Annotated in this window: 21 protein-coding genes; 11 read left to right on the top strand and 10 right to left on the bottom strand. The window is 69.9% G+C overall.

All coding sequences use genetic code 11. The features are described from left to right. Nucleotides 1–22 precede the first annotated feature (22 nt). Nucleotides 23–445, bottom strand: coding sequence for an organic hydroperoxide resistance protein (locus tag VF557_07655; GenBank protein ID HEX8080069.1), 423 nt, complete (start codon nucleotides 443–445; stop codon nucleotides 23–25). 102 nt (nucleotides 446–547) lie between these two features. Between VF557_07655 and VF557_07650 the strand changes: the two genes are divergently transcribed. Continuing rightward, entirely contained in the window at nucleotides 548–1264 is a 717-nt protein-coding gene (locus VF557_07650) for a siderophore-interacting protein (GenBank protein ID HEX8080068.1), read from the top strand. Here VF557_07650 and VF557_07645 read toward each other — a convergent pair. The 3 genes from VF557_07645 to xylA form a co-directional block, all read right to left on the bottom strand. Then, the gene (locus tag VF557_07645; protein ID HEX8080067.1) at nucleotides 1203–2483 is read right to left on the bottom strand and encodes an ROK family transcriptional regulator; all 1281 of its coding nucleotides are present in this window, start codon (nucleotides 2481–2483) and stop codon (nucleotides 1203–1205) included. The two genes, VF557_07650 and VF557_07645, sit on opposite strands and share 62 nt — an antisense overlap. Nucleotides 2484–2493: 10 nt before the next feature. Continuing rightward, nucleotides 2494–3930, bottom strand: coding sequence for a xylulokinase (gene xylB / locus VF557_07640; GenBank protein ID HEX8080066.1), 1437 nt, complete (start codon nucleotides 3928–3930; stop codon nucleotides 2494–2496). 76 nt (nucleotides 3931–4006) lie between these two features. Beyond that, nucleotides 4007–5239, bottom strand: a complete 1233-nt coding sequence (xylA, locus tag VF557_07635; protein HEX8080065.1) for a xylose isomerase — start codon at nucleotides 5237–5239, stop codon at nucleotides 4007–4009. A gap of 125 nt (nucleotides 5240–5364) precedes the next feature. On the opposite strand from xylA, the gene pgm reads away from it, so the two are divergent. Further along, complete coding sequence (gene pgm / locus VF557_07630; protein HEX8080064.1) at nucleotides 5365–7041, top strand: phosphoglucomutase (alpha-D-glucose-1,6-bisphosphate-dependent); 1677 nt, start codon at nucleotides 5365–5367, stop codon at nucleotides 7039–7041. A gap of 12 nt (nucleotides 7042–7053) precedes the next feature. On the opposite strand, the gene VF557_07625 is transcribed toward pgm, so the two are convergent. Together VF557_07625 and VF557_07620 are read right to left on the bottom strand one after the other, a co-directional pair. Next, nucleotides 7054–7884, bottom strand: a complete 831-nt coding sequence (locus tag VF557_07625; protein HEX8080063.1) for an aldo/keto reductase — start codon at nucleotides 7882–7884, stop codon at nucleotides 7054–7056. 372 nt (nucleotides 7885–8256) lie between these two features. Next, entirely contained in the window at nucleotides 8257–8748 is a 492-nt protein-coding gene (locus VF557_07620; protein HEX8080062.1) for an Lrp/AsnC family transcriptional regulator, read from the bottom strand. An 89-nt stretch (nucleotides 8749–8837) separates the two neighbouring features. On the opposite strand from VF557_07620, the gene pdhA reads away from it, so the two are divergent. From pdhA to VF557_07605, 3 genes are read left to right on the top strand one after another with little or no spacing between them, the layout of a single operon-like run. Beyond that, nucleotides 8838–9932: a pyruvate dehydrogenase (acetyl-transferring) E1 component subunit alpha gene (pdhA, locus tag VF557_07615; GenBank protein HEX8080061.1), complete on the top strand. Its 1095-nt coding sequence runs from the start codon at nucleotides 8838–8840 to the stop codon at nucleotides 9930–9932. After that, the gene (locus VF557_07610; GenBank protein HEX8080060.1) at nucleotides 9929–10978 is read left to right on the top strand and encodes an alpha-ketoacid dehydrogenase subunit beta; all 1050 of its coding nucleotides are present in this window, start codon (nucleotides 9929–9931) and stop codon (nucleotides 10976–10978) included. Before pdhA ends, VF557_07610 begins: the two co-directional genes overlap by 4 nt. After that, nucleotides 10971–12422: a dihydrolipoamide acetyltransferase family protein gene (locus VF557_07605; protein HEX8080059.1), complete on the top strand. Its 1452-nt coding sequence runs from the start codon at nucleotides 10971–10973 to the stop codon at nucleotides 12420–12422. Before VF557_07610 ends, VF557_07605 begins: the two co-directional genes overlap by 8 nt. A gap of 9 nt (nucleotides 12423–12431) precedes the next feature. On the opposite strand, the gene VF557_07600 is transcribed toward VF557_07605, so the two are convergent. Together VF557_07600 and VF557_07595 are read right to left on the bottom strand one after the other, a co-directional pair. Beyond that, complete coding sequence (locus VF557_07600) at nucleotides 12432–15296, bottom strand: DUF4157 domain-containing protein (GenBank protein HEX8080058.1); 2865 nt, start codon at nucleotides 15294–15296, stop codon at nucleotides 12432–12434. Nucleotides 15297–15496: 200 nt separating this feature from the next. Further along, a complete protein-coding gene (locus tag VF557_07595; protein HEX8080057.1) occupies nucleotides 15497–16030 on the bottom strand; it encodes a LuxR C-terminal-related transcriptional regulator in 534 nt (177 codons plus the stop codon). 386 nt (nucleotides 16031–16416) lie between these two features. On the opposite strand from VF557_07595, the gene VF557_07590 reads away from it, so the two are divergent. Continuing rightward, nucleotides 16417–17481 carry an adenosine deaminase gene (locus VF557_07590; protein HEX8080056.1) on the top strand — a complete coding sequence of 355 codons (1065 nt, stop codon included), beginning with the start codon at nucleotides 16417–16419 and terminating at the stop codon, nucleotides 17479–17481. A gap of 44 nt (nucleotides 17482–17525) precedes the next feature. Here VF557_07590 and VF557_07585 read toward each other — a convergent pair whose 3' ends face one another. Then, nucleotides 17526–18896, bottom strand: coding sequence for a trypsin-like peptidase domain-containing protein (locus VF557_07585; GenBank protein HEX8080055.1), 1371 nt, complete (start codon nucleotides 18894–18896; stop codon nucleotides 17526–17528). A 107-nt stretch (nucleotides 18897–19003) separates the two neighbouring features. Further along, on the bottom strand, nucleotides 19004–21052 hold the full coding sequence (paaZ, locus tag VF557_07580; protein ID HEX8080054.1) for a phenylacetic acid degradation bifunctional protein PaaZ: 2049 nt from the start codon (nucleotides 21050–21052) through the stop codon (nucleotides 19004–19006). A 115-nt stretch (nucleotides 21053–21167) separates the two neighbouring features. Between paaZ and paaA the strand changes: the two genes are divergently transcribed. Genes paaA through paaE form a run of 5 tightly spaced genes read left to right on the top strand, consistent with a single transcriptional unit; the run spans nucleotide 21168 to nucleotide 24883 of the window. After that, nucleotides 21168–22172, top strand: coding sequence for a 1,2-phenylacetyl-CoA epoxidase subunit PaaA (paaA, locus tag VF557_07575; GenBank protein HEX8080053.1), 1005 nt, complete (start codon nucleotides 21168–21170; stop codon nucleotides 22170–22172). Then, the gene (paaB, locus tag VF557_07570; GenBank protein HEX8080052.1) at nucleotides 22169–22456 is read left to right on the top strand and encodes a 1,2-phenylacetyl-CoA epoxidase subunit PaaB; all 288 of its coding nucleotides are present in this window, start codon (nucleotides 22169–22171) and stop codon (nucleotides 22454–22456) included. The genes paaA and paaB overlap by 4 nt, the downstream gene beginning before the upstream one ends. Before the next feature lie 11 nt (nucleotides 22457–22467). After that, a complete protein-coding gene (gene paaC / locus VF557_07565; GenBank protein ID HEX8080051.1) occupies nucleotides 22468–23244 on the top strand; it encodes a 1,2-phenylacetyl-CoA epoxidase subunit PaaC in 777 nt (258 codons plus the stop codon). Beyond that, the gene (gene paaD / locus VF557_07560; GenBank protein ID HEX8080050.1) at nucleotides 23241–23795 is read left to right on the top strand and encodes a 1,2-phenylacetyl-CoA epoxidase subunit PaaD; all 555 of its coding nucleotides are present in this window, start codon (nucleotides 23241–23243) and stop codon (nucleotides 23793–23795) included. The genes paaC and paaD overlap by 4 nt, the downstream gene beginning before the upstream one ends. Further along, complete coding sequence (gene paaE, locus VF557_07555; GenBank protein ID HEX8080049.1) at nucleotides 23792–24883, top strand: 1,2-phenylacetyl-CoA epoxidase subunit PaaE; 1092 nt, start codon at nucleotides 23792–23794, stop codon at nucleotides 24881–24883. The genes paaD and paaE overlap by 4 nt, the downstream gene beginning before the upstream one ends. The last annotated feature ends 18 nt before the right edge of the window (nucleotides 24884–24901 follow it).

Here is a 24901-nt window from a genome sequence, read left to right as displayed (position 1 = left end):
TTCGACCAACCGCCGAGAGCGCTCAGACCGCTGTCAGCGTCACCACGATGTTGCCCCGGGTGGCCTTGGAGTACGGGCAGAACTGGTGCGCCAGCTCCAGCAACTCCTGGGCCTGGGCCTGCTCGACGCCCGGAATGCTGACCTCGAGCTCGACGGCCAGGCCGAAGCCGCCGTCCTCGACAGGGCCGAAGGAGACGTGGGCGGTCACCTTCGAGCCTGAGGCGTCCACGCCCTTGGTCTTGGCCCGGTTGGTCAGCGCGCCCTGGAAGCAGGCGGCGTAACCCGCCGCGAACAGGGTCTCGGGGTTGACTGCCGGCTCTAGCGAGGCGCCCGGCTGGGCGAGGTCGAAGTCGACGAGGCCGTCGGCGCTGGTGACGTGACCGGCCCGGCCGCCGGTGGCGGTGGCGGCGGTGACGTAGACGACCTTGGTCAGTTCGGAGGGCATTGAGGCTCCTTGTGGGGGGTTGAAGGCGATGACGGGTCGCGGATGCAGGTGGGGCGGCAGGGCGTCAACGCCCGCTCGGGGCGATGGCATCCTGAACACACCATGCCTGACGTCCAACACATCACCCGCACCGGCCAATTCCTGACAACCGTGGCCGAACTCACCATGCTCTCGCCCCGGATGCGCCGCATCGTGCTGAGTGCGCCCGAGATCGCCGGCCGGGACTGGCCGCTGGGCTGCGACATCGCCGTGGTGCTGACCGGCCCGGACGGCCGCGAGGTGCGCCGCCGCTACACCGTGCGCTCCCAGGACGGCGAGCGGCTGGTGATCGACGCGGTGCTGCACGGCCACGGCCCGGGGTCGAGCTGGGCGCAGGAACTGCGGGTCGGCGGGCAGGTGAGCTTCTTCGGACCGCGCGGCGAGCTGCCGCTGCCCCCGGCGTCCTCGGCGTCCTGGCTGCTGGCGCTGACCGACGAGGCCGGGCTGCCGGCGATCGGGGCGCTGGCCGAGGCAGCGGCCGCGACCGGACGCAGCCTGCGGGTGCTGGCCGAGATCGCCGATGACGCCGAACGCTATCCACTGGCGGCCGGCGTCGAGGTCCGGTGGCTGACCCGCGACGGCCGGCCGGCCGGGCAGCCCGAGCTGCTGACCGGCGCGCTGGACCAGCTGCAGCCGGGCGCCGGCCCTGGCTATGCCTACCTGCTCGGTGAGTCCCGGGCGATCGTGGCGGTGCGCGACGAGCTGGCGCGGTTGGGCCTCAGCCGGCCCCAGGTGTACGCCAAGGGCTACTGGAACCTGAACTCCCGCCCGACCCGCTGAGCTCCGACCCGTTGAGCTCCGACCCGCTGAGATCGCCCCGGAATTCCTCGCCCCGGTCTTCGATGCCGGCCGGGTCGCGCAGCGCCCGGTCCAGCACCGCGCCGGCCGCCCCGCGCACCGCCGCGTCGATGCCCAGCGGCGACCTGCTGAGCCGGCCGGGGCCGCGGGGCGCCAGCACCCGCCGGTTCAGCTGCACGGTCAACGCCGGGGTGATCTCGTCGTACAGCCGGGCGTACACGCCGCCGAGCACCACCTTCGGCAGGTCGAGGACGTTGAGCAGCGAGGCCAGCCCCACCCCCAGCGCGCTGCCTGCCTGCGCGACCGCGACCAGCGCCGCCGGGTCGCGGGCCGCGACCGCGACCTCCAGCCGCTCCAGGTCCGGTTGGCCGGCGGTGCGCAGCAGCACCTCCTGGCCGGCGTACTGCTCCACGCAGCCCCGGCCGCCGCAGCCGCAGTCCGGCCCGTCCTGGGAGACCACCACGTGACCCAGCTCGCCGGCGAAGCCGTGCGTCCCGCGGAACAGCTCACCGCCCACCACCAGCCCGGCGCCGACCCCGATCTCACCTGAGACGTAGACGAAGTCCGGTCCGACCGCCGGCTCGGCCCGCAGGCTGGCCAGGGCGCCCAGGTTGGCCTCGTTGTCCACCAGCAGTCGCCCGGCCCGCGGCAGGCGCAGTGCGGCGGCCAGCTGCTCACCAGGCCGGGCGCCGGTCAGGCCGGGCAGGTTCGGCGCCCGCAGCAACGTGCCGTCGGCGCCGACCACCCCCGGCAGCGCCAGCGCCCCGCCGAGCGGCGGCTGGCCGAGTTCGGCCAGCACCTCACCGGCCAGCGCCGCAGCCTGCCCGATCGCCTCGGCCGCGCTGCCGGCCCGGTTGTCCACCGCGCTGTGCCGGTAGCAGCGCAGCTCACCGGTCAGGTCCAGCACGCAGGCCGCGACGTAGTCGACGTTGATCTCCACACCCAGGGCCACCGGCCCGTCCGGGTTGAGCCTGACCGGACGGGCCGGACGGCCCACCCCGGCGGTGGCCGGCTCCCCCTCGATGAGGACGGCGCGGGCGATCAGGTGGTCCACCAGGCTCGACACGGTGGCCTTGGTCAGGCCGGTGCGCTGGGCCAGCTCAGCCCGGGAACCGGGGGCGGCGGCCAGCGCCGTGGTGATCAGGCTCAGGTTGTGCCGCCGGACGGTCCGCTGGCCGGCCGGGTTGCGGTGCCCGGTCACCGGGTCGCGGTCATCGGTTCAGGTACTTGCCGGTGGCATCGGCATAGCGCTCGCGCAGCCCGGGGGTCGGGGCGCCGTCGTAGACCGCCGAGGAGCCCAGGTCCCACACCGGTGGCTGCGCGGTGCCGGTCAGCACCCAGGCGGCCTGCCGGGCGGCGCCGTCGGCCACGTACTCGCCGGGCTCGGGCACCGTGACCGGCACCCCGAACACCGACGGTGCGATCCTCACCACTGCCTCGGACCGGGCGGCCCCGCCGATCAGGTGCACGCCCGACACCGACACGCCCTGCGCGACCAGGGCGTCCAGGCCGGCGGCCAGCCCGCACAGCATGCCCTCGATCGCGGCCCGGGCCAGGTTCGCGGGCTGGGAGTTGGCCAGCGTCAGTCCGTGCACCGCGCCGGTGGCGTGCGGCAGGTTGGGGGTCCGCTCACCCTCGAGGTACGGCAGCACCGTCACACCACCGGCCCCGGGGGCGGCCGACAGCGCCAGCGTGCTCAGCTCGGCCAGGCCGACCCCCAGCAGCCGGGCCGCCGCGTCGAGCACCCGGGCCGCGTTCAGGGTGCAGACCAGCGGCAGGAACGCACCGGTCGCGTCGCTGAAGCCGGCCACCAGCCCGCTCGGGTCAGCCGGCTGAACGCCGCTGCGGGCACAGGCCACCCCGGAGGTCCCCAGCGACACCAGCACGTCATCACCGACCTGCGTCCCGAGCGCCCCGGCGGCGTTGTCACCGGCCCCGGGGCCGATCAGCACACCGTCGCGGTCGGCGGCCGGCTCGGCCGGGCCGGCCACCCGGGGCAGCGCCGCGGGGTGTCCCAGCGCGCGGACGAGCAGGTCGGTGCGGTAGCTGTTGCTCCGGCCGTCGAAGTAGCCCGTCCCGGAGGCGTCGGAGCGGTCGGTCACCAGTCCGGCGAGCGGCTGCGCGGCGGTGTCGGCGCCGGCCAACCGCCAGCTCAGCCAGTCGTGCGGCAAGCAGACCGCGGCCGTCCGGGCGGCGTGCTCGGGCTCGTGCTCGGCCAGCCAGCGCAGCTTGGTCACGGTCAACGAGGCCACCGGGACGCTGCCGACGGCCTCGGCCCAGTACCGCGGGCCGAGTTCGGCGACCAGATCCAGGGCCGCCGCGGCGGACCGGGTGTCGTTCCACAGCAACGCCGGCCGGATCACCTGGCCGTCGGAGTCCAGGCACACCATCCCGTGCTGCTGGCCGCCGATGCTGATCGCCGAGACGTCGGCCAGGCCGCCGGCCTGCTCCAGCGCGGCGTTCAGCGCCTGCCACCAGGCCTCGGGGTGCACCTCGGTGCCCTCGGGATGACCGGCCCTGCCGTGCCTGACCAGCCGTCCGGTGCCGGCGTCGCGAATGACCACCTTGCAGGACTGGGTGGAGGAGTCCACCCCGGCGACCAGCGGCTGGTTGCCACTTCGCTCCGCGCCTCGCTCGCTGGCGCTCACTCGATGCTCACTGTGCTGTCACTTCGCTCCGCGCCTCCCTCGCTGCGCTCACTCGATGCTCACTCAGCACGCAGCCTTACCGGGCGCCGGTGAGGTGTTCCAGCGCGAGCTGGTTGAGCCGGACGAAGCCGTAGCCCCGCTCGCCGGCCGCTCCGGCGTCGAACTCCTCGAAGCTGCTGGCGTCGGCCAGCAGCTCCGGATAGCCCTCGCCCTCGTCCAGGGTGGGCCGGGACAGCTCGTTGACCTTCGCGTGGGCCAGGGCTTGGCGCACCTCGGGATCCGAGCGGAACGCGGCGGCCCGCTCCTTGAGGATCAGGTAGCTGCGCATGTTGGCGCGCACCGAATCCCAGACGCCGTCGTAGTCCTCGGTCCGCGACGGCTTGTAGTCGAAGTGCCGCGGTCCGGTGTAGGCCGGGCTTCCGGCGCCCGAATCGCTCGGGTCCTCGGAAGTCGGGGCGCCGCCGAACTCCAGCAGGTCCACCAGGCCGAAGGCGTTGAGCAGGTCACCGTGGCCGAACACCAGGTCCTGGTCGAACTTGATGCTGCGCTGGCCGTTGAGGTCGATGTGGAACAGCTTGCCGTGCCACAGCGCCTGCGCGACGCTGTGCACGAAGTTGAGCCCGGCCATCTGCTCGTGCCCGACCTCGGGGTTCACGCCGACCAGCTCGGGCTGGTCCAGGGATGAGATGAAGGCCAGCGCGCTGCCCACGGTCGGCAGCAGGATGTCCCCGCGAGGCTCGTTGGGCTTGGGCTCGAGGGCGAACCGGAGGTCATAGCCCCGGTCGGTGACGAACTGGGTCAGCAGGTTCATCGCCTCCCGGTAGCGGTCCAGCGCGGCCCGGACGTCCTTGGCGGTGTCGTACTCGCTGCCCTCCCGGCCGCCCCAGAGCACGAAGGTACGGGCGCCGAGCTCGGCGGCGAGCTCGATGTTGCGCAGCACCTTGCGGATGGCGTACCGGCGGATCGAGCGGTCGTTGCTGGTGAAGCCGCCGTCCTTGAACACCGGATGGGTGAACAGGTTGGTGGTCACCATCGGAACGATCAGGCCGGTCTCGTCCAGGGCCTGCCGGAACCTGGCCAGCTGCTTGTCCCGGTCGGTGGTCGAGGCGCCGAACGGGACCAGGTCATCGTCGTGAAAGGTGATGCCGTAGGCGCCGAGCTCGTTGAGCTGGTGCACGGCCTCGATCGGGTCCAGCGGGGCGCGGGAGGCGTCACCGAACTGGTCCCTGGCCTGCCAGCCGATGGTCCATAGGCCGAAGGAGAACCGGTCGGCCTTGGTGGGAGTCAGCGTGGTGGGAGTGAGCGACATGGTGTCCTGCTCCAGTTTGTTTAGGCATTGAACTTACCCTCTGCACCTTACCGAAAGGAGCCTGCAGAGCAACCCCGCAAAACGGGCCGTCCGGCCCCGGGCGTCGAAGTGGTTTGATCGAAGGCATGCCGAATCCCTCCCGCGCCGGGCTGCCGGCCGCCGCCGAAGACCTCGTCGACATCAGCAGCCTCATCGAGGCTTACTACCAGCTGCACCCGGACGTCTCAGCCGCCGAGCAGCGGGTCAGCTTCGGCACCTCCGGGCACCGGGGCTCGTCGCTGAGCACCACCTTCAACGAGGACCACATCCTGGCCACCAGCCAGGCGATCTGCGAGTACCGCGGCGCTCACGGCATCGACGGCCCGCTCTACCTGGGCGCGGACAGCCACGCGCTGTCCGAGCCCGCGGTCCGCTCCGCGCTCGAGGTGTTCGCCGCGCACGAGGTCGGCGTGCGGGTCGACTCCCGGCAGGGCTACACCCCCACCCCCGCGGTGTCCCGGGCGATCCTGGCCTACAACGCCGGCCGGGGCAGCGGCGCCGGGGCCGGGCTGGCCGACGGCGTGGTGGTCACCCCCTCGCACAACCCGCCCGGCGACGGCGGCTTCAAGTACAACCCGTCGAACGGCGGACCGGCCGGCACCGACATCACCGGCTGGATCCAGGACCGGGCGAACGAGTTGCTGGCTGCCGGGGCGGCCAAGATCAAGCGGATCCCGTACGAGCGCGCGATGGCATCGGAGCACGTCCAGGGTTTCGACTTCCTCGACGCCTACGTGAGCGCGCTGGCCGACGTGCTCGACCTCGAGGCGATCCGGTCCGCCGGCGTCCGGATCGGGGCCGACCCGCTCGGCGGGGCGTCGGTGGCCTACTGGGGCGAGATCGGGTCGCGCTACGGCCTCGACCTGACGGTGGTGAACCCCGACGTCGATCCTCAGTTCGGTTTCATGACCCTGGACTGGGACGGCAAGATCCGGATGGACTGCTCCTCGCCGGCGGCGATGGCCTCGTTGATCCAGCGGATGCAGGCCGACAGCAGCGGCGCCACCCTCTATGACATCGCCACCGGCAACGACACCGACTCCGACCGGCACGGCATCGTGACCCCCGACGGCGGGCTGATGAACCCGAACTACTTCCTGTCGGTGGCCATCGGCTACCTGTACGCCAACCGGCCCGGCTGGCAGGCCGACGCCGCGATCGGCAAGACCCTGGTCAGCTCGTCGATGATCGACCGGGTCGCGGCCGACCTGGGCCGGCGGCTGATCGAGGTGCCGGTCGGGTTCAAGTGGTTCGTCCCGGGCCTGCTCGACGGCTCGGTCGGCTTCGGCGGCGAGGAGTCGGCCGGCGCCTCGTTCCTGCAACGCGACGGCAGCGTCTGGACCACCGACAAGGACGGCATCATCCTGTGCCTGCTCGCCTCGGAGATCCTGGCCACCACCGGCCGGTCGCCCTCGCAGCATTACCGGCAGCTGACCGCGAAGTTCGGCGAGCCGGCCTACGCGCGGATCGACTCGCCGGCCACCCGGCAGCAGAAAGCGGTGCTGGCCAAGCTCTCGCCGTCGCAGGTGACGGCCTCGACCCTGGCCGGCGAGCCGATCACCGGGCGGCTGACTACCGCTCCCGGCAACGGCGCTGCCATCGGCGGCCTGAAGGTGACCACCGAGCGCGGCTGGTTCGCCGCCCGCCCGTCGGGCACCGAGGACGTCTACAAGCTCTACGCCGAGTCCTTCGACGGGCCGGATCAGCTGGCGCGGATCCAGGACGAGGCCCGTGAGATCGTGGCCGCCGCCCTGCGTTCCTGACGCTGTCCCGGCTCAGACCCGGCTGAAGGTGTCGGGGTCCGGGCCGATCCGATCACCGGTCTCCAGCCCGTCGATCGCGCTCCGGTCCTCCGCGGTCAGCTCGAAGTCGAAGACGTCGAGGTTCTCCCGGATCCGCGACGGTGTCACCGACTTCGGGATCACCACGTTGCCCAGCTCGATATGCCAGCGCAGGATCACCTGGGCCGGGCTCTTGCCCAGGCGTTCGCCGATCTGAGCGATCACCGGGTCGGTCAGCACGCTGCCGCCCTGAGCCAGCGGGGCCCAGGCCTCGGTGAGGATTCCGTGCTCGGCGTGGAAGGCGCGCAGCTCGGACTGCGGCAGCAGCGGGTGCAGCTCGATCTGGTTGATCGCCGGAACCACCGAGGTCTCGTCGAACAGCCGCTGCAGGTGGGCGGGCTGAAAGTTGGAGACGCCGATCGCGCGCACCCGGCCCTCGGCGTAGAGCTTCTCCAGGGCCCGCCAGGTGTCGACGTAGCGGTTGAGGTCCGGCGCCGGCCAGTGGATCAGCAGCAGATCCAGCAGGTCCAGGCCCAGCCGGTCCATCGACGCCTCGAAAGAGGCGATCGCCGGGTCGAAGCCCTGCTCGGAGTTCCACACCTTGGTGGTCACGAAGAGCTCGTCGCGGGGGATGCCCGACTCCGCGATCGCCGCCCCGACGCCGGCCTCGTTCTGGTACAGCTTCGCGGTGTCGATGTGCCGGTAACCGGCCTCCAGCGCGGTCTGGACGGCAGCCTTGGTCTCGGTGTCGGGCACCAGGAACACCCCGAAGCCGAGCTGCGGAATCTGGACGCCGTTGTTCATAGCCAGAGCAGGAACTGTCATACACAGCAGTCTAAGCAGCGCAAAAACGCTTACGCGCCCTGGCGGCAGGTGCTGTGCATAGACAGCGAGATCCTCCGGCGCGCCGTGCCAGGATCGCCACGCCCCCTCCCCTGGCAGGACCGCGGCAATCCGGTACGCGGTCCTGCTGTGGGAGGAGGTGAGATGGATGCCGAAAATGTCAGGAAAGCAGAAAGCCAGGATCTGGTGCGTCGCGCTAGCAACACTCGCACCGACGATCCTGGCCACTGCTGATCTGATCCGGACCCTTGCGGACCGGTAATCGGCCCACTCGGGGCAGACCTCGGTGACAGCCGGGGTCTGCCCTCTCATGATCGCAAACGTTGGCACCCACCGCAAGCGGCCACCGGGGGGTCAGAGGCTTTTTCGCGGGCCGCTCAGCTCGTCCAGGATCAGCACGGTCTGGGTCGCCAGCACGTCCGGCATGGTCTGAAAGGTGTTGAGCACCAGCTCGCGCATGCTGGCCGCGTCCTGGGTACGCACCAGCAGCACCAGGTCGTTCTCCCCGGAGACCAGCGCGCCGTGCCAGACCTCGGGAATCTGCAGCACCTGCCGGCGGACCGCCTTCCAGGAGTGCTGGCTGATCTTGAGGTAGACGTAGGCCGAGATGCCGAAGCCGTAGCGTTCGGGGTCGATCGAGGCGGTGTAACCGGTGATCACGCCCTCGGTGACCAGCCGCTCGACCCGGGTGTAGGCGCTGGCCCGGGAGATGTGCAGCTTCTCAGCCAACGCCCGCATCGAGAGCCGGCCGTCCTCGCGCAGTTCCGCCACGATTGCCCGGTCGGTGTCATCAAGCTGGACCGGTTGTCTAACCTCAACCGCTTGCGGAAGCTTATGTTTTGACATAATGCACGATAGCAAGGCTTTCTGTGCCAATCGTCTGGAGCTGCCATACATTTCTGGATCAACGGCTCTAGACCCACCACACTTGGCACATGACTGTCGTCACTCCATCCGCCGGGTTCCTGCCCACCACGGCGCCGCGCTGCCTGATCGACGCCGACGGCCACGCCACCTCGGCCGACCCCGCGCGGTTGCCTGACCGCGAGGTGCTGCTCGAGCTGTTCCGGTTGATGTCGGTGGGACGCCGCTTCGACACCCAGGCCACCGCGCTCACCAAGCAGGGCCGGCTGGCGGTCTATCCCTCGGCCCGCGGCCAGGAGGCCTGCCAGGTCGGGGTGGTGACCGCGATGGCCCAGCGGGACTGGCTGTTTCCGACCTACCGGGATTCGATGGCGCTGGTCAGCCGCGGCATCAACCCGGTCGAGGTGCTGACCCTGCTGCGCGGGGACTGGCACTGCGGTTATGACCCGTACCTGCACCGCACCGGCCCGCAGTGCACGCCGCTGGCCACCAACACCCTGCACGCGGTCGGCCTGGCGCACGCGGCCCGGCTGGCCGGTGAGGACACCGTGGCCGTGGTGCTGCTCGGCGACGGCGCCACCAGCGAGGGCGACACCCACGAGGCGCTCAACATCGCCGCGGTCTGGCAGGCGCCGGTAGTGTTCCTGGTGCAGAACAACGGCTACGCGATCTCGGTGCCGTTGGCCAAGCAGACCCGGGCCGAGACGTTGGCCCACAAGGGCATCGGGTACGGCATGCCCGGCGTGCTGATCGACGGCAACGACGCCGCGATGGTGCACGTGGCGGTCACCGAGGCGATCGAGCGCGGCCGGCGCGGCGAAGGCCCCACCCTGATCGAGGCGCTGACCTACCGGATCGAGGCGCACACCAACGCCGATGACGCCTCGCGCTACCGCGACGATGCCGAGGTCACCAGCTGGCTGGCCCGCGATCCACTCTCCCGGCTGCAGACCTACCTGCAGGACCAGGGCCTGCTCGACGAGGCCGGCATCGCGGCGATCGCCGACGAGGGCGAGACCCGGGCGGCCCGGCTGCGGGCGGCGATGAACGCCGATCCGGTCACCGACCCCGCGGAGCTGTTCGCCAACATCTACACCGAGCCGACCGCCGCGCTGCGCAGCCAGGCAGCCGAGCTCGCCGAGGAACTCGCGGCGGAGGCGTCATGACCGCCGTTGCCGAGAAGGCCGAGAAGCTCGGCGACCTCACGATGGCCGGCGCGCTCAACCGGGCGCTGGCAGATGAGTTGCGCGCCGATGACCGGGTGCTGGTCTACGGCGAGGACGTCGCCGCGCTCGGTGGGGTCTTCCGGGTCACTGACGGACTGGCCGCTGAGTTCGGCGAGCGACGGGTGTTCGACTCGCCGCTGGCCGAGTCCGGCATCGTCGGCACCGCGATCGGCATGGCGATGCACGGCCTGCGACCGGTGGTCGAGATGCAGTTCGACGCCTTCGCCTACCCGGCCTTCGAGCAGATCACCTCGCACCTGGCCAAGCTGCACAACCGCACCCGCGGCCGGATCACGCTGCCGGTGGTGATCCGGATCCCGTACGGGGGCGGCATCGGCGGGGTGGAGCACCACTGCGACTCCTCCGAGGCGTACTGGGTGTCCACGCCCGGACTGAAGGTGGTGGCCCCGGGCACCGCATCCGACGCGTACTGGCTGCTGCGCCAGGCCATCGCCTGCGATGACCCGGTGATCTTCCTCGAGCCCAAGCGCCGGTACTGGGCCAAGGAAGAGATCTCGGCTGAACCCGCGGCGCAGTTCCACCAGGCGCTGGTGCGCCGCGCCGGTGATGACGTGACCCTGATCGGCTACGGCTCAATGGTGCCCACCCTGCTCGAGACCGCGGACGCGGCCGCCCAGGACGGCATCTCGGCCGAGGTGATCGACCTGCGCTCGTTGAGCCCCTTCGACGACCAGACGGTGGTCGCCTCGGTGCGCCGGACCGGACGCGCCGTGGTGGTGCACGAGGCCAGCGGCTTCGCCGGCTTCGGGGCCGAGATCGCCGCCCGGCTCACCGAGCAGTGCTTTCACCAGTTGCACGCGCCGATCGGACGGGTCACCGGCTTTGACATTCCGTACCCGCCGCCGATGCTGGAGAAACACCACCTGCCCTCGGTGGACCGCATCCTCGACGCCGTGGACCGGCTGCAGTTCGACGACACCGTGGTGTTGCCCAGCACCCCGGCCGGAACCGACCCCAATGCCTGACTTCCTGCTGCCCGACCTCGGTGAGGGCCTGACCGACGCCGAGATCCTCACCTGGCTGGTGGCGGTCGGTGACCAGGTGAGCGTCGACCAGCCGGTGGTCGAGGTGGAGACCGCGAAGGCCTCGGTCGAAGTGCCGATCCCGTTCGCGGGCAAGGTGTCGGCGCTGTTCGGCGACCCCGGCCAGCGGATCGCGGTCGGCTCCCCGCTGATCACCGTCGAGGAGGTCAGCGCCGCCGCTTCCAACGGCGTCAGCCCTTCCAACAGCACCAACGCTTCCAACGGCACCAGCGCTTCCAACGGCGCCGCCGAGTCAGCCGCTGCCGAGTCAGGCGCTACCGAGCAGGTCGCTGTCGAGTCAGGCGCTACCGAGCAGGTCGCTGTCGAGTCAAGCGCCGCCGAGTCATCGGAGTACTCCGGCAACGTCCTGATCGGCTATGGCACCTCATCGGCGCCGGCGCGACGCCGCGGCCGGGCCGGCCGCAGGGCAGCTTCGGCCGGCCTGCCGCAGGCTGTCGCCGCCACCAGCACCCCGGCTACCGCCGGCGGTCGGCGACTGGTCGCCACCTCGGTGATCTCGCCGGTGGTGCGCAAGCTGGCGCGTGACCGCGGCATCGACCTGGCCGTGATCCGGCCGTCCGATCCCTCGGGCGTCATTCGCCGTTGTGACATCGAAGCGTTCTCGTCCGCGCCCGGCTCGCAACCGCAGGCAACCGCCGCCACCGCGGACTCGCCCGCGCCCTCGCATGCTGGGACGGCCGGCGTCGAGCGGGTGCCGCTGACCGGGCTGCGCAGGGTGATGGCCGACAAGCTCAGCCTGTCCCGACGGGAGATTCCGGAGGCGACGGTCTGGGTCGACGTCGACGCGACCGGCCTGCTCGAGGCCCGCCAGGCGTTGAACGCCGCCCGGCCGGACGAGCCGGTCAGCGTGCTGGCCCTGCTGTCCCGGTTCTGCGTGCTGGGGTTGGTTCGGTACCGCGAGCTGAACAGCCGGATCACTGACGACGCCGTCGAGATCCTGCCCGACGTCAATCTCGGGTTCGCGGCCCAGACCCCGCGCGGGCTGCTGGTGCCGGTGCTCCCCCGGGCGCAGACCCTGACGACCCGGCAGCTGTCCGCGGCGCTGACCGAGCGCACCGAGGCCGCCCGGGCCGGCTCGCTGACACCGGCGCAGCTGACCGGCGGCACGTTCACCGTGAACAACTACGGCGTCTTCGGGGTGGACGGCTCGGCCGCGATCATCAACCACCCCGAGGTGGCCATTCTCGGTCTCGGCCGGATCATCGACCGGCCCTGGGTGCACGACGGGGCGCTGGCGATCCGCAAGGTGAGCCAGTTGACGCTGGCCTTCGACCATCGAGCCTGTGACGGCGGGGTGGCCGGCGGGTTCCTGCGTTTCGTGGCCGACTGCATCGAGAATCCGGTGACCGCGCTGGGTGAACTGTGAGCGCCGGCGCTACACGTTCACCGTGGCGAGCTTGTACGCGTAACCATGAACTCCCACATAGACCTCGTCATTGGCGCTGTTGAGGGCAAGCCTGGTCTCGTAGTCGCCGAGGCCGGCGCTGCGGGTCACCATCATCGAGCGCAGCACCGCGCCGGACACCGGATCGATCCGGAGGACGTATCCGTTGGAGCCGGCCAGCACGTGACCGCCTCCCACCGCCAGGTTCGGGACGGAATACCGATCGCCGGCCAGCTCGGCCGCCCAAGCCGGTGCGGACCACTCACCGAGGTTGAATCCGTGAACGCAACCATGCGTTCCGACGAACAAGGTGCTCATGTCGGCGGCCAGGGTGGTCGGGTAGTCGCCCATTCCCTCCGCGCTGGTCACCCGGAGCTGCTTCACCAGGGCGCCCTCGACCGGGTCGATGTGATACGCCCGCCCGGCACTCGCGGCGAAGAGCTGCTCGTTGAAGGCCAACACCTCGACTTGCCGGTATCCCGAGTCCGGCAGCCTCAGCTCCCACGTCTTGGTGAGATCGGCAAGTCCGATGCCATAGACCCAGCCGTGCCCACCCGCCACCAACGTCGAGCCGCACGCCGCCAACCGCATCGTGTAGTCGCCCTGACCGATCCAGCTGCCTAGCCGCAATGAGTTGACGACAGTGCCGTCGTGCGGATTGACGTCGTAGACGTAGCCATTGGCGCCTGCCAGCAGCCTGCCGTTGACGACCATGACGTTGACGGCGGTGTCACCGGCGTTGGGCAGTTTCGCCGTCCACGCCAGGCGAAACGCCTGCCTGACCGCTACCGCGCAGACCGCGCCGCGGATGCCTGCGAAAATCAGGTTTCCATCGATGGCCAGCCGGGTCGGGCACTGCCCGGCGCTTCCCGACTTGCCTGCCAGTAGCAGCGAGTCGAGCACCTTTCCGGTCAACGGCTCGATCTCATAGAGGTAGCCGTTGGACCCGCTGTACATCCGGTTTCCGGCGGGAAGCACGCTCACCATCGCGTGGCGCGCCTCCTTGAGCTCAGCACTCCAGCGCACGGCGAGATCCTGATCCACCGACAGGTTGTGGGCGAAATTCGGCTCCAGCGACTTGAGGGCGGGCACTCTGACCCACAGCTCCGGAAAGATCTTGTCGAAGCAGAACTGCCGCTGGGTGTCGTTCCACGCCTCCAATCCGATGAGCTGGTTGCCCGGCCCGCGCACCTTCGTGGGAAAGCGGTCGAGAATGTCGGTGAGCTCAATCTCGGTGTCGCCCGTCGTCAGCGCCTCATGCAGGCTCAACCGCGACAAGGACGCTGCCTCGCTGGTCGCCACCACCCCGGCGTCTCCGTCGGCGCCGCTGAGCAGGGTGCCGTCTCCCCAGATCTCGTACGGCGCCGGATGCTGAACAGAGGCGACCCACAACGAGTGCTCGTCGTAGTAGTCGTGAATAGCGGCAGAACCGGCCTGCGTGATCAGGCTGGACAGGAACCCGAAGTAATCCTGGTATGCCGAGTCCAGGTCACCCGAGTCACCTGCCACCAGGCCCGTATTGGCCAACCGGAGGCCGTAGGAGCCTTGTTCCTCAGAGGTCTGCGGGTCATTCGACCGGCCGGCGTGATAGGGGTCGTAGAGCCGCCTGCCGGCCAGGCCCGGCTGCGCCCGCACCGTCATGGTCTTGATGCTTTCCCAGTTGAAGACCGGTGTGAATTTCTGCCCGGCCGCCCACTCCACGTACCACTGCATGATGAGGTTCTTGTTGATCAGATGTCCGGCGGCGAACGAGTCCTGCAGAAAATGATCGGCGTAGCCGTGCTGAAGCCAGGCGGCCCGGGTCAGGTGCGCCCGCTCATCAGCATCGTGTTCGGAATGGGCAAGCCTGGCCAGGGTGATCGCCATGGTGTACGACTGCCGCCAACGGTGCCACGAGAACGGGGCGAAGTGGCACGCGTTGCGCAGCAGGACCGCCTTGTAGTGGTCAGTGCCGTACAGGCCCAGACCACTGGTCAGGTCGTCGAACGCCTTGCTCGAACGCAGCAGGTTGTAGAGACTGGGCGCCGTCACCGACGCGGCGTTCACCGGGCCCTTCAACGCCGTCTCGTCCTTTCGATCCAACAGCCTGATGAAGTTGAGGTGGCTTTCCTGGCGGATGGATTGAAGGATGGGGAGCAGGACCTCCTTCGGAATGGCGTCCGCGACCCCGCCGGTGGCGAGGTAGTCCGGCAACGCGTTGAGCTCGCCGTAAGTGACGACAAGACCGCTTTCCCGCAGGCGCAGTGTGGAAATGCCCGGGCAGCGGCTCTTGACCTGCTCCTCGGTCACCGACTCCGGGTCCTTCTGCCACAAACGCTGCAGAGCGATCTCACGTCTGAGAATCCGGGTCCGGTCCGGTCCTGCCCTCGAGATCTCGCGAAGCTCGGTGGTCGAGAGGTCACCCAGCGCCCGGTGTTCGAAAGACCTGTGGAACTGGACCACCCGCGGCCGGTCCGGGCGCGCCGCGCCGGCAAGCGACACCCCGAGCAGGTGCTCAGAAACCCGCTGTCCGGCTACCACCTGGTCGGCCGCCTGGCTGGCCGCGCGTTCCAGCTCGACCTGTCCGAACGCGCCCCCGGCGGTCCCGGTCGCAGGTGGGTGCCCGGCCGCCTGCTGCACGACGTGGGCGACCTCATGCGCGAGCAGCCACAGACCCTCCTGCCGGTCGGGCCGGTACCGGCCGGCGGCGAAGTAGACATCCCTTCCACACGCGAAGGCCTCGACGCCGAAGGCCTCGGCCAGCTCAGCGGCGTCCGGGCCGTCGTGAACCCGCACTTCGGCCAGATCCGTGCGAAAGGACCGGCCGAGGGCACGTCGGACTCCGGGCTCGATCGGGTGGCCATTGCGCGTAACCACACCAGCCTTGGCAGCCCGTGTCTGCAGGTTCGGCACGAAGCTAGGCGAGGTAGTGGCGAGGAACTGTCGTTCGTGGCTTCCCTAACCATGCCGCTGGGAGCCTTCTCATCGCTGATTCCTTTCGCTGTTTCGAGACGTGCCCCGTCGGTGCCGGATTTGGTGCTGTGACTGCAGGCAACGTTCTTATGGTGACGCCGGTATTAGCCCGCCTCATCCCCAAAATTGGTGAATCGTGCCGGTCCGGTGCGCATCCAGCGGTAAGAGGCCGATCGATGGGCGACCGCGACCGCGCTCACCTGGGTGCGTACCTCGAGCTTGCTGAGAATTGCCTTGATATGGCTTCGAACCGTGTGCACGGAGTGATGGCTCTGATTGGCGATCTCGGTCGCGGTCAACCCGCCGACGATGCCGCGCAGAGTGTCGATCTCTGCCGGCGTCAGCAGGGCCAGCCGTTGGGCTTCCTTGCGCCGCTCGAGTAGCTCACCGAGCCGCAGATCACCGCCCGGTGGGCTTTGCGGCGAACTGTTCTGACTGCGGCTCAAGGCCAGCAGGGCAGTCTGTACCAGCTCCAACAGCACCAGGATCGGGGCCGCCTGGTTGAAGACCGTGGCCCCGCGGGCGGTGAGTTCGGCCAGCGTCGCGATCGAGCTGATGGAACCGACGCACACGACATGATCGAGTGCGCCGCCACTGGGCAGCTGCCTGGCCAACGTCGCGTCATCGTCCTCGATCACGGCGAGGACGGGGGCCCGCGGCAGGCTTTCCAAGGCTTGTCCGAGTTCAGGTGGCGGCCATTCGGGTAATGACCTAGGATTCCATTCCCGCGCAGTCAGTGCGGCATGAAAAATCACACCAAGTGTTGCGCCCGACGGTGCCCAAATTGCAATCTCTCTTTTATTTTCCATTCTTCAAATTGACAGCAGGCCAAACTCTCCGCCTGTTGAAGAACCGCAGGGCACAATTAGTGAAAGCGCTGCCGTTCGTTGGTGCTAATTAATTCCCCGCAAATGCCCACAGAATGACTGCAAGAATTGCCCGACCCGCCAGTCGGCGGCAGCTGGATCGGAGGAAGTACCCGGTCGGGAGGTCGCTGGGTGCGCCGCAATGGGAGACTCGGCCGGTGACCCTTGCGCCTTCCTATCTCACCGAATTCATCGCCGGCCTGCCCAAGGCCGAACTGCACGTGCACCATGTCGGCTCGGCCTCGCCCCGCATCGTCGCCGAGCTGGCCGCGCGCCATCCCGCGGCGGGGGTACCGGCCGACGTGGACAAGCTCGCCGAGTACTTCACCTTCTCCGACTTCGCGCACTTCATCGAGGTCTACCTCTCCGTGGTCGACCTGATCCGCGACGCGACGGACGTCCGGACGCTGACCTACGAGGTCGCCCGCGAGATGGCGGGCCAGCAGATCCGTTACGCCGAGCTGACCATCACGCCGTACTCCTCGGTGAGCCGGGGCATCGCCGCCGAGGCGTTCCTGGAGGCGATCGAGGACGCCCGGGTGGCCGCCGAACGCGAGCTCGGCATCGTGCTGCGGTGGTGCTTCGACATCCCCGGCGAAGCCGGCCTGCCGGCCGCGGCCGAGACCACCCGGATCGCGACCGAGCTGCAGCCCGAGGGCCTGATCAGCTTCGGCCTGGGCGGTCCCGAGATCGGCGTGCCACGGGCCCAGTTCGCCCCCTACTTCGACGCCGCCCGGGCGATCGGACTGCACAGCGTTCCGCATGCCGGTGAGACCACCGGCCCGAGCACCATCTGGGACGCGATCCGGTTGCTGGGCGCCGAGCGGATCGGGCACGGCACCTCAGCCATTCAGGATCCGGAGCTGATCGCCTACCTGGCTGAGCACCGGCTCCCGCTCGAGGTCTGCCCCACCTCGAACATCGCGACCCGGGCGGTGCCGGAGCTGGCCCAGCACCCGCTGGCCGAGCTGGTCGCCGCGGGCGTCCGGGTGAGCATCAACAGCGATGACCCGCCGATGTTCTCCACCGATCTCAACAGCGAATACGCCATCGCCGCCGAGCTGTTGAACCTGGACGAGGCCGGCGTCGCCGCGCTCGCGGCCGACGCGGTCACCGCGTCGTTCGCTCCTGACGCCGTCAAGTCCAGGGTGCTGGCTGAGATCGAAAGCTACGCCGCCACGGCCAGCCGGCCGGCCACCGAAGCAGATCAGCCGGCTACCTGAAGCAGGTAGCCGGCTGAGTCGGCCCGGTCGAGCGGCTGGGGGGTTCAGTCCGCCGGGCCGGCGCCCAGGGTGACAGTCACGCTGTGGCTCTGTCCGGCCGAGTCGGTGTAGCCCAGCCGCACCTGATCACCCGGCTCGTGGGCGTCCAGCACGCTCGACAGCCCGCTGGCGCTGGTGATCGCGGTGCCGTCGACGGCGGTGATGGAGTCACCGGCCCGCAGGCCGGCCTTGGCTGCCGCCGAGCCGTCGACCACGCCTGCGATCTGCGCGCCGGGGCCCTGGCTGGACGAGCCGGCGGGCGACAGCTGCACTCCCAGGAACGCCGGGTAGCCGATGTTCACGGTGCTGCTTTCTTCCCCGGACTCGATCTTGTCGGCGAGGTCCAGCGCCCGGTCGATCGGAATCGCGTAGCCGGTGGTCGCGCCGTTGTCCGGCCGGCCGGACGCCGACGAGGCGGCGGTGTCGATGCCGATGACGCTGTCGGTGGCGTTGTCGAACAGCGGGCCTCCGGATTGGCCGGACTCGAGGTCGGCGTCGATCTCGATCATTCCGGTCAGCCGCTCGGTGTTGGCGCCGCTGCTGTCGCTGGCGGTGATGGACTGGTTCAACGCTGTCACGGTGCCGGTCGCCGCGGTCGGCGTTCCGCCCTTGCCGCCCGCGTTGCCCACCGCGGTGACGGCGTCGCCGACCTCGACCTCTGACGAGTCGCCGAGCTTGGCGGTGGCCAGGCCGCTGGCGTCCTTGAGCTGCAGGACCGAGACGTCCTCGCTGGGAGCGGTTCCCACCACTGTGGCGGAGTAGCTCTTACCGGTGCTGACCACCGTCACCGTGATCGCGGTGGAGCCCTCGATGACGTGGTTGTTGGTCAGGACCTCGCCGTCGGGGCTCAGCACGATGCCGGTGCCGGCCGCCCTGCCCTGGCCGTAGTTCACGGTGGTGGTGATGTTGACGACCCCGACCTGCTGGGCGGCGGTGGCCGGACCGGTGGTCTGGGTGCCGTTGGAGCCGTTGCCGTCCGAGCCGTTGCCGTCCGAGCCGTTGCCGTCGGTGCCATTGGAGCCGTTGCCGCCCCAGGCGTCGCCGTACGGCGAGGTCTGGCCGTCACCGTTCTGGTCGAACGGGTTCTGGCTGTTCGGCGAGCTGAACGTGGTCTGCTCCGAGCCGAGCGGCGAGCGGTCCGCCGCCACCGCGATGCCGCCGACCGTCAGCGCGGTCACCGCGGCGGCGGCCACCGAGCCGGCCAGCAGCCGGCGCGAGCGCGGCTTGGCGGCGACCGGCGGCGGGCTCCAGGACGGCTGTCCGGGGTAGTGCTGAGCCACCGACCAGGCCTGCTGGTGAGCGGTCGGCACGTAGTACGGCTGCTCCGGCGGCGCGCTGGTCTGACCGGTCGGCTCGGGTGTGGACTGGTCGCTCACGCTGACCACCTCTGTTCGTGTCGTCTAGGTCTCTCCTACGACACGAGCTAACCGGCGCGACCTCGCCGCTGGCTTGGGGATCACGCAGAGCTGGCTGTGAACGCCGCTCAGCTGTCGCGCTTGGCCACCAGGGTCAACACGTCATAGGTGGCCACCAGCTCGTCGTCCTGGTTGCGGACGATCAGATCCCACCGGACCTCGCCGTAGTTCTCGGTCTGGCGCGCCTTCTTCTCCTTGCAGGTCAGCTGGGCCCGGATCGAGTCACCGACCTTGACCGGAGTGATGAAGCGAAGGTTGTCCAGGCCGTAGTTGGCCAGCACCGGCCCGGGTGCCGGATCCACGAACAGGCCGGCGACCCGGGAGATCACGTAGTACCCGTGCGCGACGATGCCGCCGAACAGCGGGTTGGCGGCGGCGGCTTCGGGATTGGTGTGGGCGTAGAACGAGTCACCGGTCAGCGCCACGAAGGAGTCGATGTCCTCGGCCGTCACGGTGTGGCTGTCGGTGAACAGCACCTGCCCGATCGCCAGGTCTTCCAGGTGCTTGCGGAACGGGTGCGCGTCCTCGGTGATGGTCGGTGCGCCGGGCGTCCAGCGTCCGGTGACGGCGGCCAGCGCGCGGGGGGAACCCTGCACGGCGGTCCGCTGCATGTAATGCAGGACGCCTCGGATGCCGCCTAGCTCCTCGCCGCCGCCGGCCCGGCCGGGGCCACCGTGCACCAGCAGCGGCAGCGGCGAGCCGTGGCCGGTCGAGGATCGCGCGTCGTCCCGGTCCACCACCAGAAGCCGGCCGTGGTGAGCCGCGGCGCCGAGCACCACCTCGCGGACGAACCCGGGATCGTAGGAGTAGACCGACCCGACCAGTGACCCCTCGCCCAGGGCAGCCAGCTCGACGACCTCGTCGGCGCCCTGGTAACCGATCAGCGTTGCCACCGGGCCGAACGGCTCGACGGAGTGCACCGCCTCGGCGGTGGCGCTGCGGGCCCGCAGCACGGTCGGCGCCACGAACGCCCCGGTGGCCGGCAGCGCCTTGGCGGCCGGTGAGTCAGGGCCACCGATCACCACGTCGGCTCCGGCGGCCAGCTTCTGCAGGTTCGCCGCCAGCTCATCGCGCTGCCCCACGGTGGCCAGCGCGCCCATCGTGGTGCCTTCGTCGCGCGGGTCACCGACCACCACTTTCGCCAACTTGGCCGAGAGCGCCTCGATGACCGCGTCGAGCTGGCCGGACGGCACGAACGCGCGCCTGATCGCGGTGCACTTCTGGCCGGCCTTGACGGTGATCTCGCGGGCCAGCTCGCGGATGAACAGGTCGAACTCGGGCTGGCCGGCGACCGCGTCCGGGCCGAGGATCGCGCAGTTGAGCGAATCGGCCTCGGCGGTGAACTTCACCGACTCCCGGTTCACCACCGGGTGCTGGCGCAATTGCCGGGCGGTGGCGGCCGAGCCGGTGAACGAGACGACGTCCTGGCCGGTGAGATGGTCGAGCAGGCCTTCGGGCGCCGCGCAGATCAGGGAGATCGCGCCGGGCGGCAGCAGCTGCGATTCGACCATGTCGGCGAAGACCTTTGCCGTCAGGTAAGCCGTCTGCGCGGCCGGCTTGACCACCACCGGGACGCCTGCCAGGAACGCCGGGGCGAACTTCTCGAGCATGCCCCAGACCGGAAAGTTGAAGGCGTTGATGAACAGCGCCAGTCCGCGCCGGGAGGTGTAGATGTGCTGGGCCACGAACGAGCCGTCCTTGGAGAACTGCTCGACCGGGCCGTCGAGGTAGACGGTGGAGTCGGGCAGCTCGCGGCGGCCCCTGGAGGAATAGGCGAACAGCACCCCGATGCCGCCGTCGACGTCGAACTTGGAGTCGAACAGGGTGGCGCCGGTGGCCAGGGACAGCGGGTAGTAGTCGGACTCGCGCCGGTCGTTGAGGTAACCGGCCAGCTGCTTGAGGATCGCGGCGCGCTCGGTGAAGGTCAGCCGGCGCAGCGCGGGCCCGCCGACCGTCCGGGCATAGGAGTAGGCGGTGGCCAGATCGACAGGTTCGTGCGACCAGCGGGCCACCGGTTGCGAGGTCGAGGCGTCGAGCAGCTCACGGCTGTTGTCAGCGGCGCCGTCGGAGGCGGTGAACCACTCGTCACACAGGTACGAACTCAGCAACTCGGCCATCAGAAATCCCCTTTTCGTTCTGGGTCGCCCTGCGGATTCGGCTGGGGGCAGCTTGCCAGCGACCAGAGTGCCAGCATAGACTAACCGAACGATCATTCGGTTTTGGGGAGAGGTCATGGACGCCGCTGTGCAGAACACCACCAGCCAGGACGCCACCAGCCAGGACGCCACGGCGCGGCAGTCCGACCTGGAGGCAGGTTTCCAGCAACTGATCGCCTCCGACGGCCGGGTCGAGCCGCGCGACTGGATGCCTGAGGGCTACCGCAAGACCCTGATCCGCCAGATCGCCCAGCACGCCCACTCCGAGATCATCGGCATGCAGCCGGAGGGCAACTGGATCACCCGGGCGCCCTCACTGCGCCGCAAGGCGATCCTGCTGGCCAAGGTGCAGGACGAGGCCGGCCACGGCCTGTACCTGTACTCGGCCGCTGAGACCCTGGGCATGAGCCGCGAAGAGATGCTGGACCTGCTGCACGCCGGCCGGCAGCGCTACTCCTCGATCTTCAACTACCCCACGCCCACCTGGGCCGACGTGGCCGCGATCGGCTGGCTGGTCGACGGCGCCGCCATCACCAACCAGGTCCCGCTCACCCGGTGCTCCTACGGTCCCTACGCCCGCGCCATGATCCGGATCTGCAAGGAGGAGTCCTTCCACCAGCGGCAGGGCTTCGAGTCGCTGCTGCACCTGTCCCGCGGCACCCCCGAGCAGCACGAGATGGCCCAGGACGCGGTCAACCGGTGGTGGTGGCCCTCGCTGATGATGTTCGGCCCGCCCGATGACGACTCCCCCAACTCCGCCCAGTCCACGGCGTGGGGAATCAAGCGGTTCTCCAACGACGAGCTGCGCCAACGGTTCGTCGACATCTGCGTTCCGCAGGCCGAGACGCTGGGGCTGACGCTTCCCGACCCCGATCTGGTCTTCAACGCCGAGCGCGGGCACTACGACTTCGGGGTCATCGACTGGACCGAGTTCCAGGAGGTGCTCAAGGGCAACGGCCCGTGCAACCGGCAGCGGATCGCCACCCGCCGGCAGGCCCACGAGGACGGCGCCTGGGTGCGCGAGGCCGCCGCCGCGTACGCGGCCAAGAAGCAGGCAGCCGCGGTGACGGCGGCAGCGTGAGCACCCCGCCCAGCCCGCTGTGGGAGGTGTTCGTGCGGCCCGCCCGCGGCACCAACCACGTCCACGTCGGCTCGCTGCATGCCGCGGACGCGACGCTGGCGCTGCAGAACGCCCGCGACCTGTACACCCGCCGCAACGAGGGCGTCTCGATCTGGGTAGTGCCCTCGGCCGACATCACCGCCAGCTCGCCGGAGGAGAAGGACGCCTTCTTCGAGCCGTCGGCCGACAAGCCCTACCGGCATCCGACGTTCTATGAGATCCCCGACGGGGTCGAGCACCTATGAGCGAGCATCGAATGGCTGACCCGACGCAGACAACCGCCCCGGCCAACGCTGACATCGCGGCGTACGCGATCCAGCTCGGCGACGACGCGCTGATCCTGTCGCACCGGCTGTCGGAGTGGTCGGCCCATTCTCCCCAGATCGAAGAGGATCTGGCGCTGGCCAACATCGCGCTCGACCTGCTCGGCCAGGCCCGCACGCTGCTTGCCTACGGCGGCTCGTTCAGCGGCCGCTCCGAGGACGACCTGGCCTACCTGCGTGAGGAACGCCAGTTCACCAACCTGCAGCTGACCGAGCTCGAGAACGGCAACTTCGCCACCACCATGATCCGGCAGCTGCTGTTCTCCTGCTACCAGTACGAGCTCTATCGCGATCTGCAGTCCTCCCAGGACGCCCAGCTGGCCGCGATCGCCGCCAAGGCCGTCAAAGAGGTGGCCTATCACATCGACCATGCCAGCGCCTGGGTGATCCGGCTGGGCGACGGCACCGAGGTCAGCCACCAGCGCAGCCAGGACGCGCTCGAGACGGTCTGGCCGTTCACCCATGAGCTGTTCGCCGACGACGAGCTGGCCCGCCGGATCGCCGACCTCGGGGTCGGCCCGCTGCCCTCCGGTGTGCGCCCGGCCTGGTTCGCCGCGGTCCAGGCCGTCCTGACCGAGGCGACGCTGAGCCTGCCGGCCGATAACTGGAAACCATCGGGCGGGCGCACCGGCCTGCACACCGAGGGCTTCGGTTTCCTGCTGGCCGAGATGCAGCACCTGCACCGATCCCACCCGGGAGCTCAGTGGTGACCACCGTTGAGACAGGCACGACCGACTCCGCCTTGGAACGGCTGGCGGCGCTGCGACTGGCCGCCGCGGAGGTCCCCGACCCTGAGATACCGGTGCTGACCATCGCTGATCTGGGCATCCTGCGCGACGTCCGGTTCGCCGCGGACGGCCTGCCCGAGGTGGTGCTGACCCCGACCTACTCCGGTTGCCCCGCGACCGAGGCGATCCGCCAGGACGTGCTGGACCAGACCCGCAAGGTCGATCCGCGGACCCGGGTGGTCATCGAGCTGGCGCCGGCCTGGACCACCGACTGGATCACCGAGGACGGCAAGGCCAAGCTGCGCGACTACGGCATCGCTCCGCCGCGGCCCACCCGAACCGGGCCAGTCGCGGTGCAGCTCGGCAGCAGGCCCGCCACCCGCGCTGCCATGGAGCCGGCCGAGGCCGTCCGCTGCCCGCGCTGCGGATCGGCTGACACCGAGCTGGTCAGCCAGTTCGGTTCCACGCCGTGCAAGTCCCTGCGCCGTTGCCGCGGCTGCGCCGAGCCGTTCGACGAATTCAAATCGCTGTGAGCGGCTTTCATCCCCTCACCGTCGCTCGCGTCGAACCGCTGACCGCCGAGGCCTGCGCGGTGCATTTCACGGTGCCGGCCGAGCTGCGCCCGGAGTACGCCTTCACGCCGGGCCAGCACCTGACCCTGCGCCGGAGGACCGACGGCGCTGGCGCGACAGCCGGCCAGGAGGAGCGCCGGACCTACTCGATCTGCTCGACGCCCGCGGATCTGACCGAGCGCGGCGAGCTACGGATCGGGGTCAAGCGGATCGCCAGCGGGCTGTTCTCCGGCTGGCTCACCGGCGATCTGCGACCCGGTGACGCGATCGAGGTGATGACCCCGGCCGGCCGGTTCGGCACCCTGGTGTCGCCGGACAACGAGCGCCATGTCAGCTGCCTGGCCGCCGGCTCGGGAATCACACCGGTGCTCTCGATCGTCGCCTCGATCCTGCGCACCGAGCCCGCCAGCCGGCTCACCCTGGTCTATGGCAACCGGACCTCCAACGACGTGATGTTCCTGGAAGAGCTGGCTGACCTGAAGAACCGCTACCCGAGCCGGTTCACCCTGCTGCACGTGCTGTCGGCCGAACCGCAACTGTCTGACCTGCTGACCGGGCGGATCGACGAGGACAAGGTCAACATCCTGCTGGACGGCCTGTGCAAGGACGCCGACGAGTGGTACCTGTGCGGTCCGCTCGGCATGGTCTCGACCGTCCGCGCCGCGCTGGTAGCCGGTGGGGTGGCCAGCACCGCCGTGCACTCCGAGCTGTTCTACGTCGGCGACGAGCCGCCGGAACCGGTCGTGGCGGTATCCGAGCATGCCGACTCCGACCGCAGCCAGGTGACGGTCACGCTGTCCGGCCGGACCTCGACGGTCCCGGTCGGCTACACCGGCCCCAGCATCCTCGACGCGGTGCTGGCCAACCGCCCGGACGCGCCCTACGCCTGCAAGGGCGGTGTCTGCGGAACCTGCCGGGCGCTGGTGACCGCCGGTTCGGTCAAGATGACCCGCAACTACGCCCTGGAGCCCGAAGAGCTGGCCGCCGGGTTGGTGCTGGCCTGCCAGTCGCACCCGGCGACCCCCGAGGTCAGCCTGCAGTTCCAGTAGGCGCGGACAGCCCCGGAT

The organism is Jatrophihabitans sp. (assembly GCA_036389035.1).
In the GTDB taxonomy this organism is placed as follows: domain Bacteria; phylum Actinomycetota; class Actinomycetes; order Mycobacteriales; family Jatrophihabitantaceae; genus Jatrophihabitans_A.
The sequence above is the reverse complement of the archived record's forward strand: the minus strand, read 5'-3'. Positions and strand labels throughout refer to the sequence as shown.

Coding starts and splice junctions, on each gene's coding strand:
- paaZ (HEX8080054.1), bottom strand. CDS start 21,052: ATGGCCGAGTTGCTGAGTTCGTACCTGTGTGACGAGTGGTTCACCGCC.
- VF557_07610 (HEX8080060.1), top strand. CDS start 9,929: ATGACCGCCGTTGCCGAGAAGGCCGAGAAGCTCGGCGACCTCACGATG.
- VF557_07620 (HEX8080062.1), bottom strand. CDS start 8,748: ATGTCAAAACATAAGCTTCCGCAAGCGGTTGAGGTTAGACAACCGGTC.
- paaA (HEX8080053.1), top strand. CDS start 21,168: ATGGACGCCGCTGTGCAGAACACCACCAGCCAGGACGCCACCAGCCAG.
- xylA (HEX8080065.1), bottom strand. CDS start 5,239: ATGTCGCTCACTCCCACCACGCTGACTCCCACCAAGGCCGACCGGTTC.
- paaC (HEX8080051.1), top strand. CDS start 22,468: ATGGCTGACCCGACGCAGACAACCGCCCCGGCCAACGCTGACATCGCG.
- VF557_07625 (HEX8080063.1), bottom strand. CDS start 7,884: ATGACAGTTCCTGCTCTGGCTATGAACAACGGCGTCCAGATTCCGCAG.
- VF557_07605 (HEX8080059.1), top strand. CDS start 10,971: ATGCCTGACTTCCTGCTGCCCGACCTCGGTGAGGGCCTGACCGACGCC.
- pgm (HEX8080064.1), top strand. CDS start 5,365: ATGCCGAATCCCTCCCGCGCCGGGCTGCCGGCCGCCGCCGAAGACCTC.
- VF557_07650 (HEX8080068.1), top strand. CDS start 548: ATGCCTGACGTCCAACACATCACCCGCACCGGCCAATTCCTGACAACC.
- VF557_07655 (HEX8080069.1), bottom strand. CDS start 445: ATGCCCTCCGAACTGACCAAGGTCGTCTACGTCACCGCCGCCACCGCC.
- pdhA (HEX8080061.1), top strand. CDS start 8,838: ATGACTGTCGTCACTCCATCCGCCGGGTTCCTGCCCACCACGGCGCCG.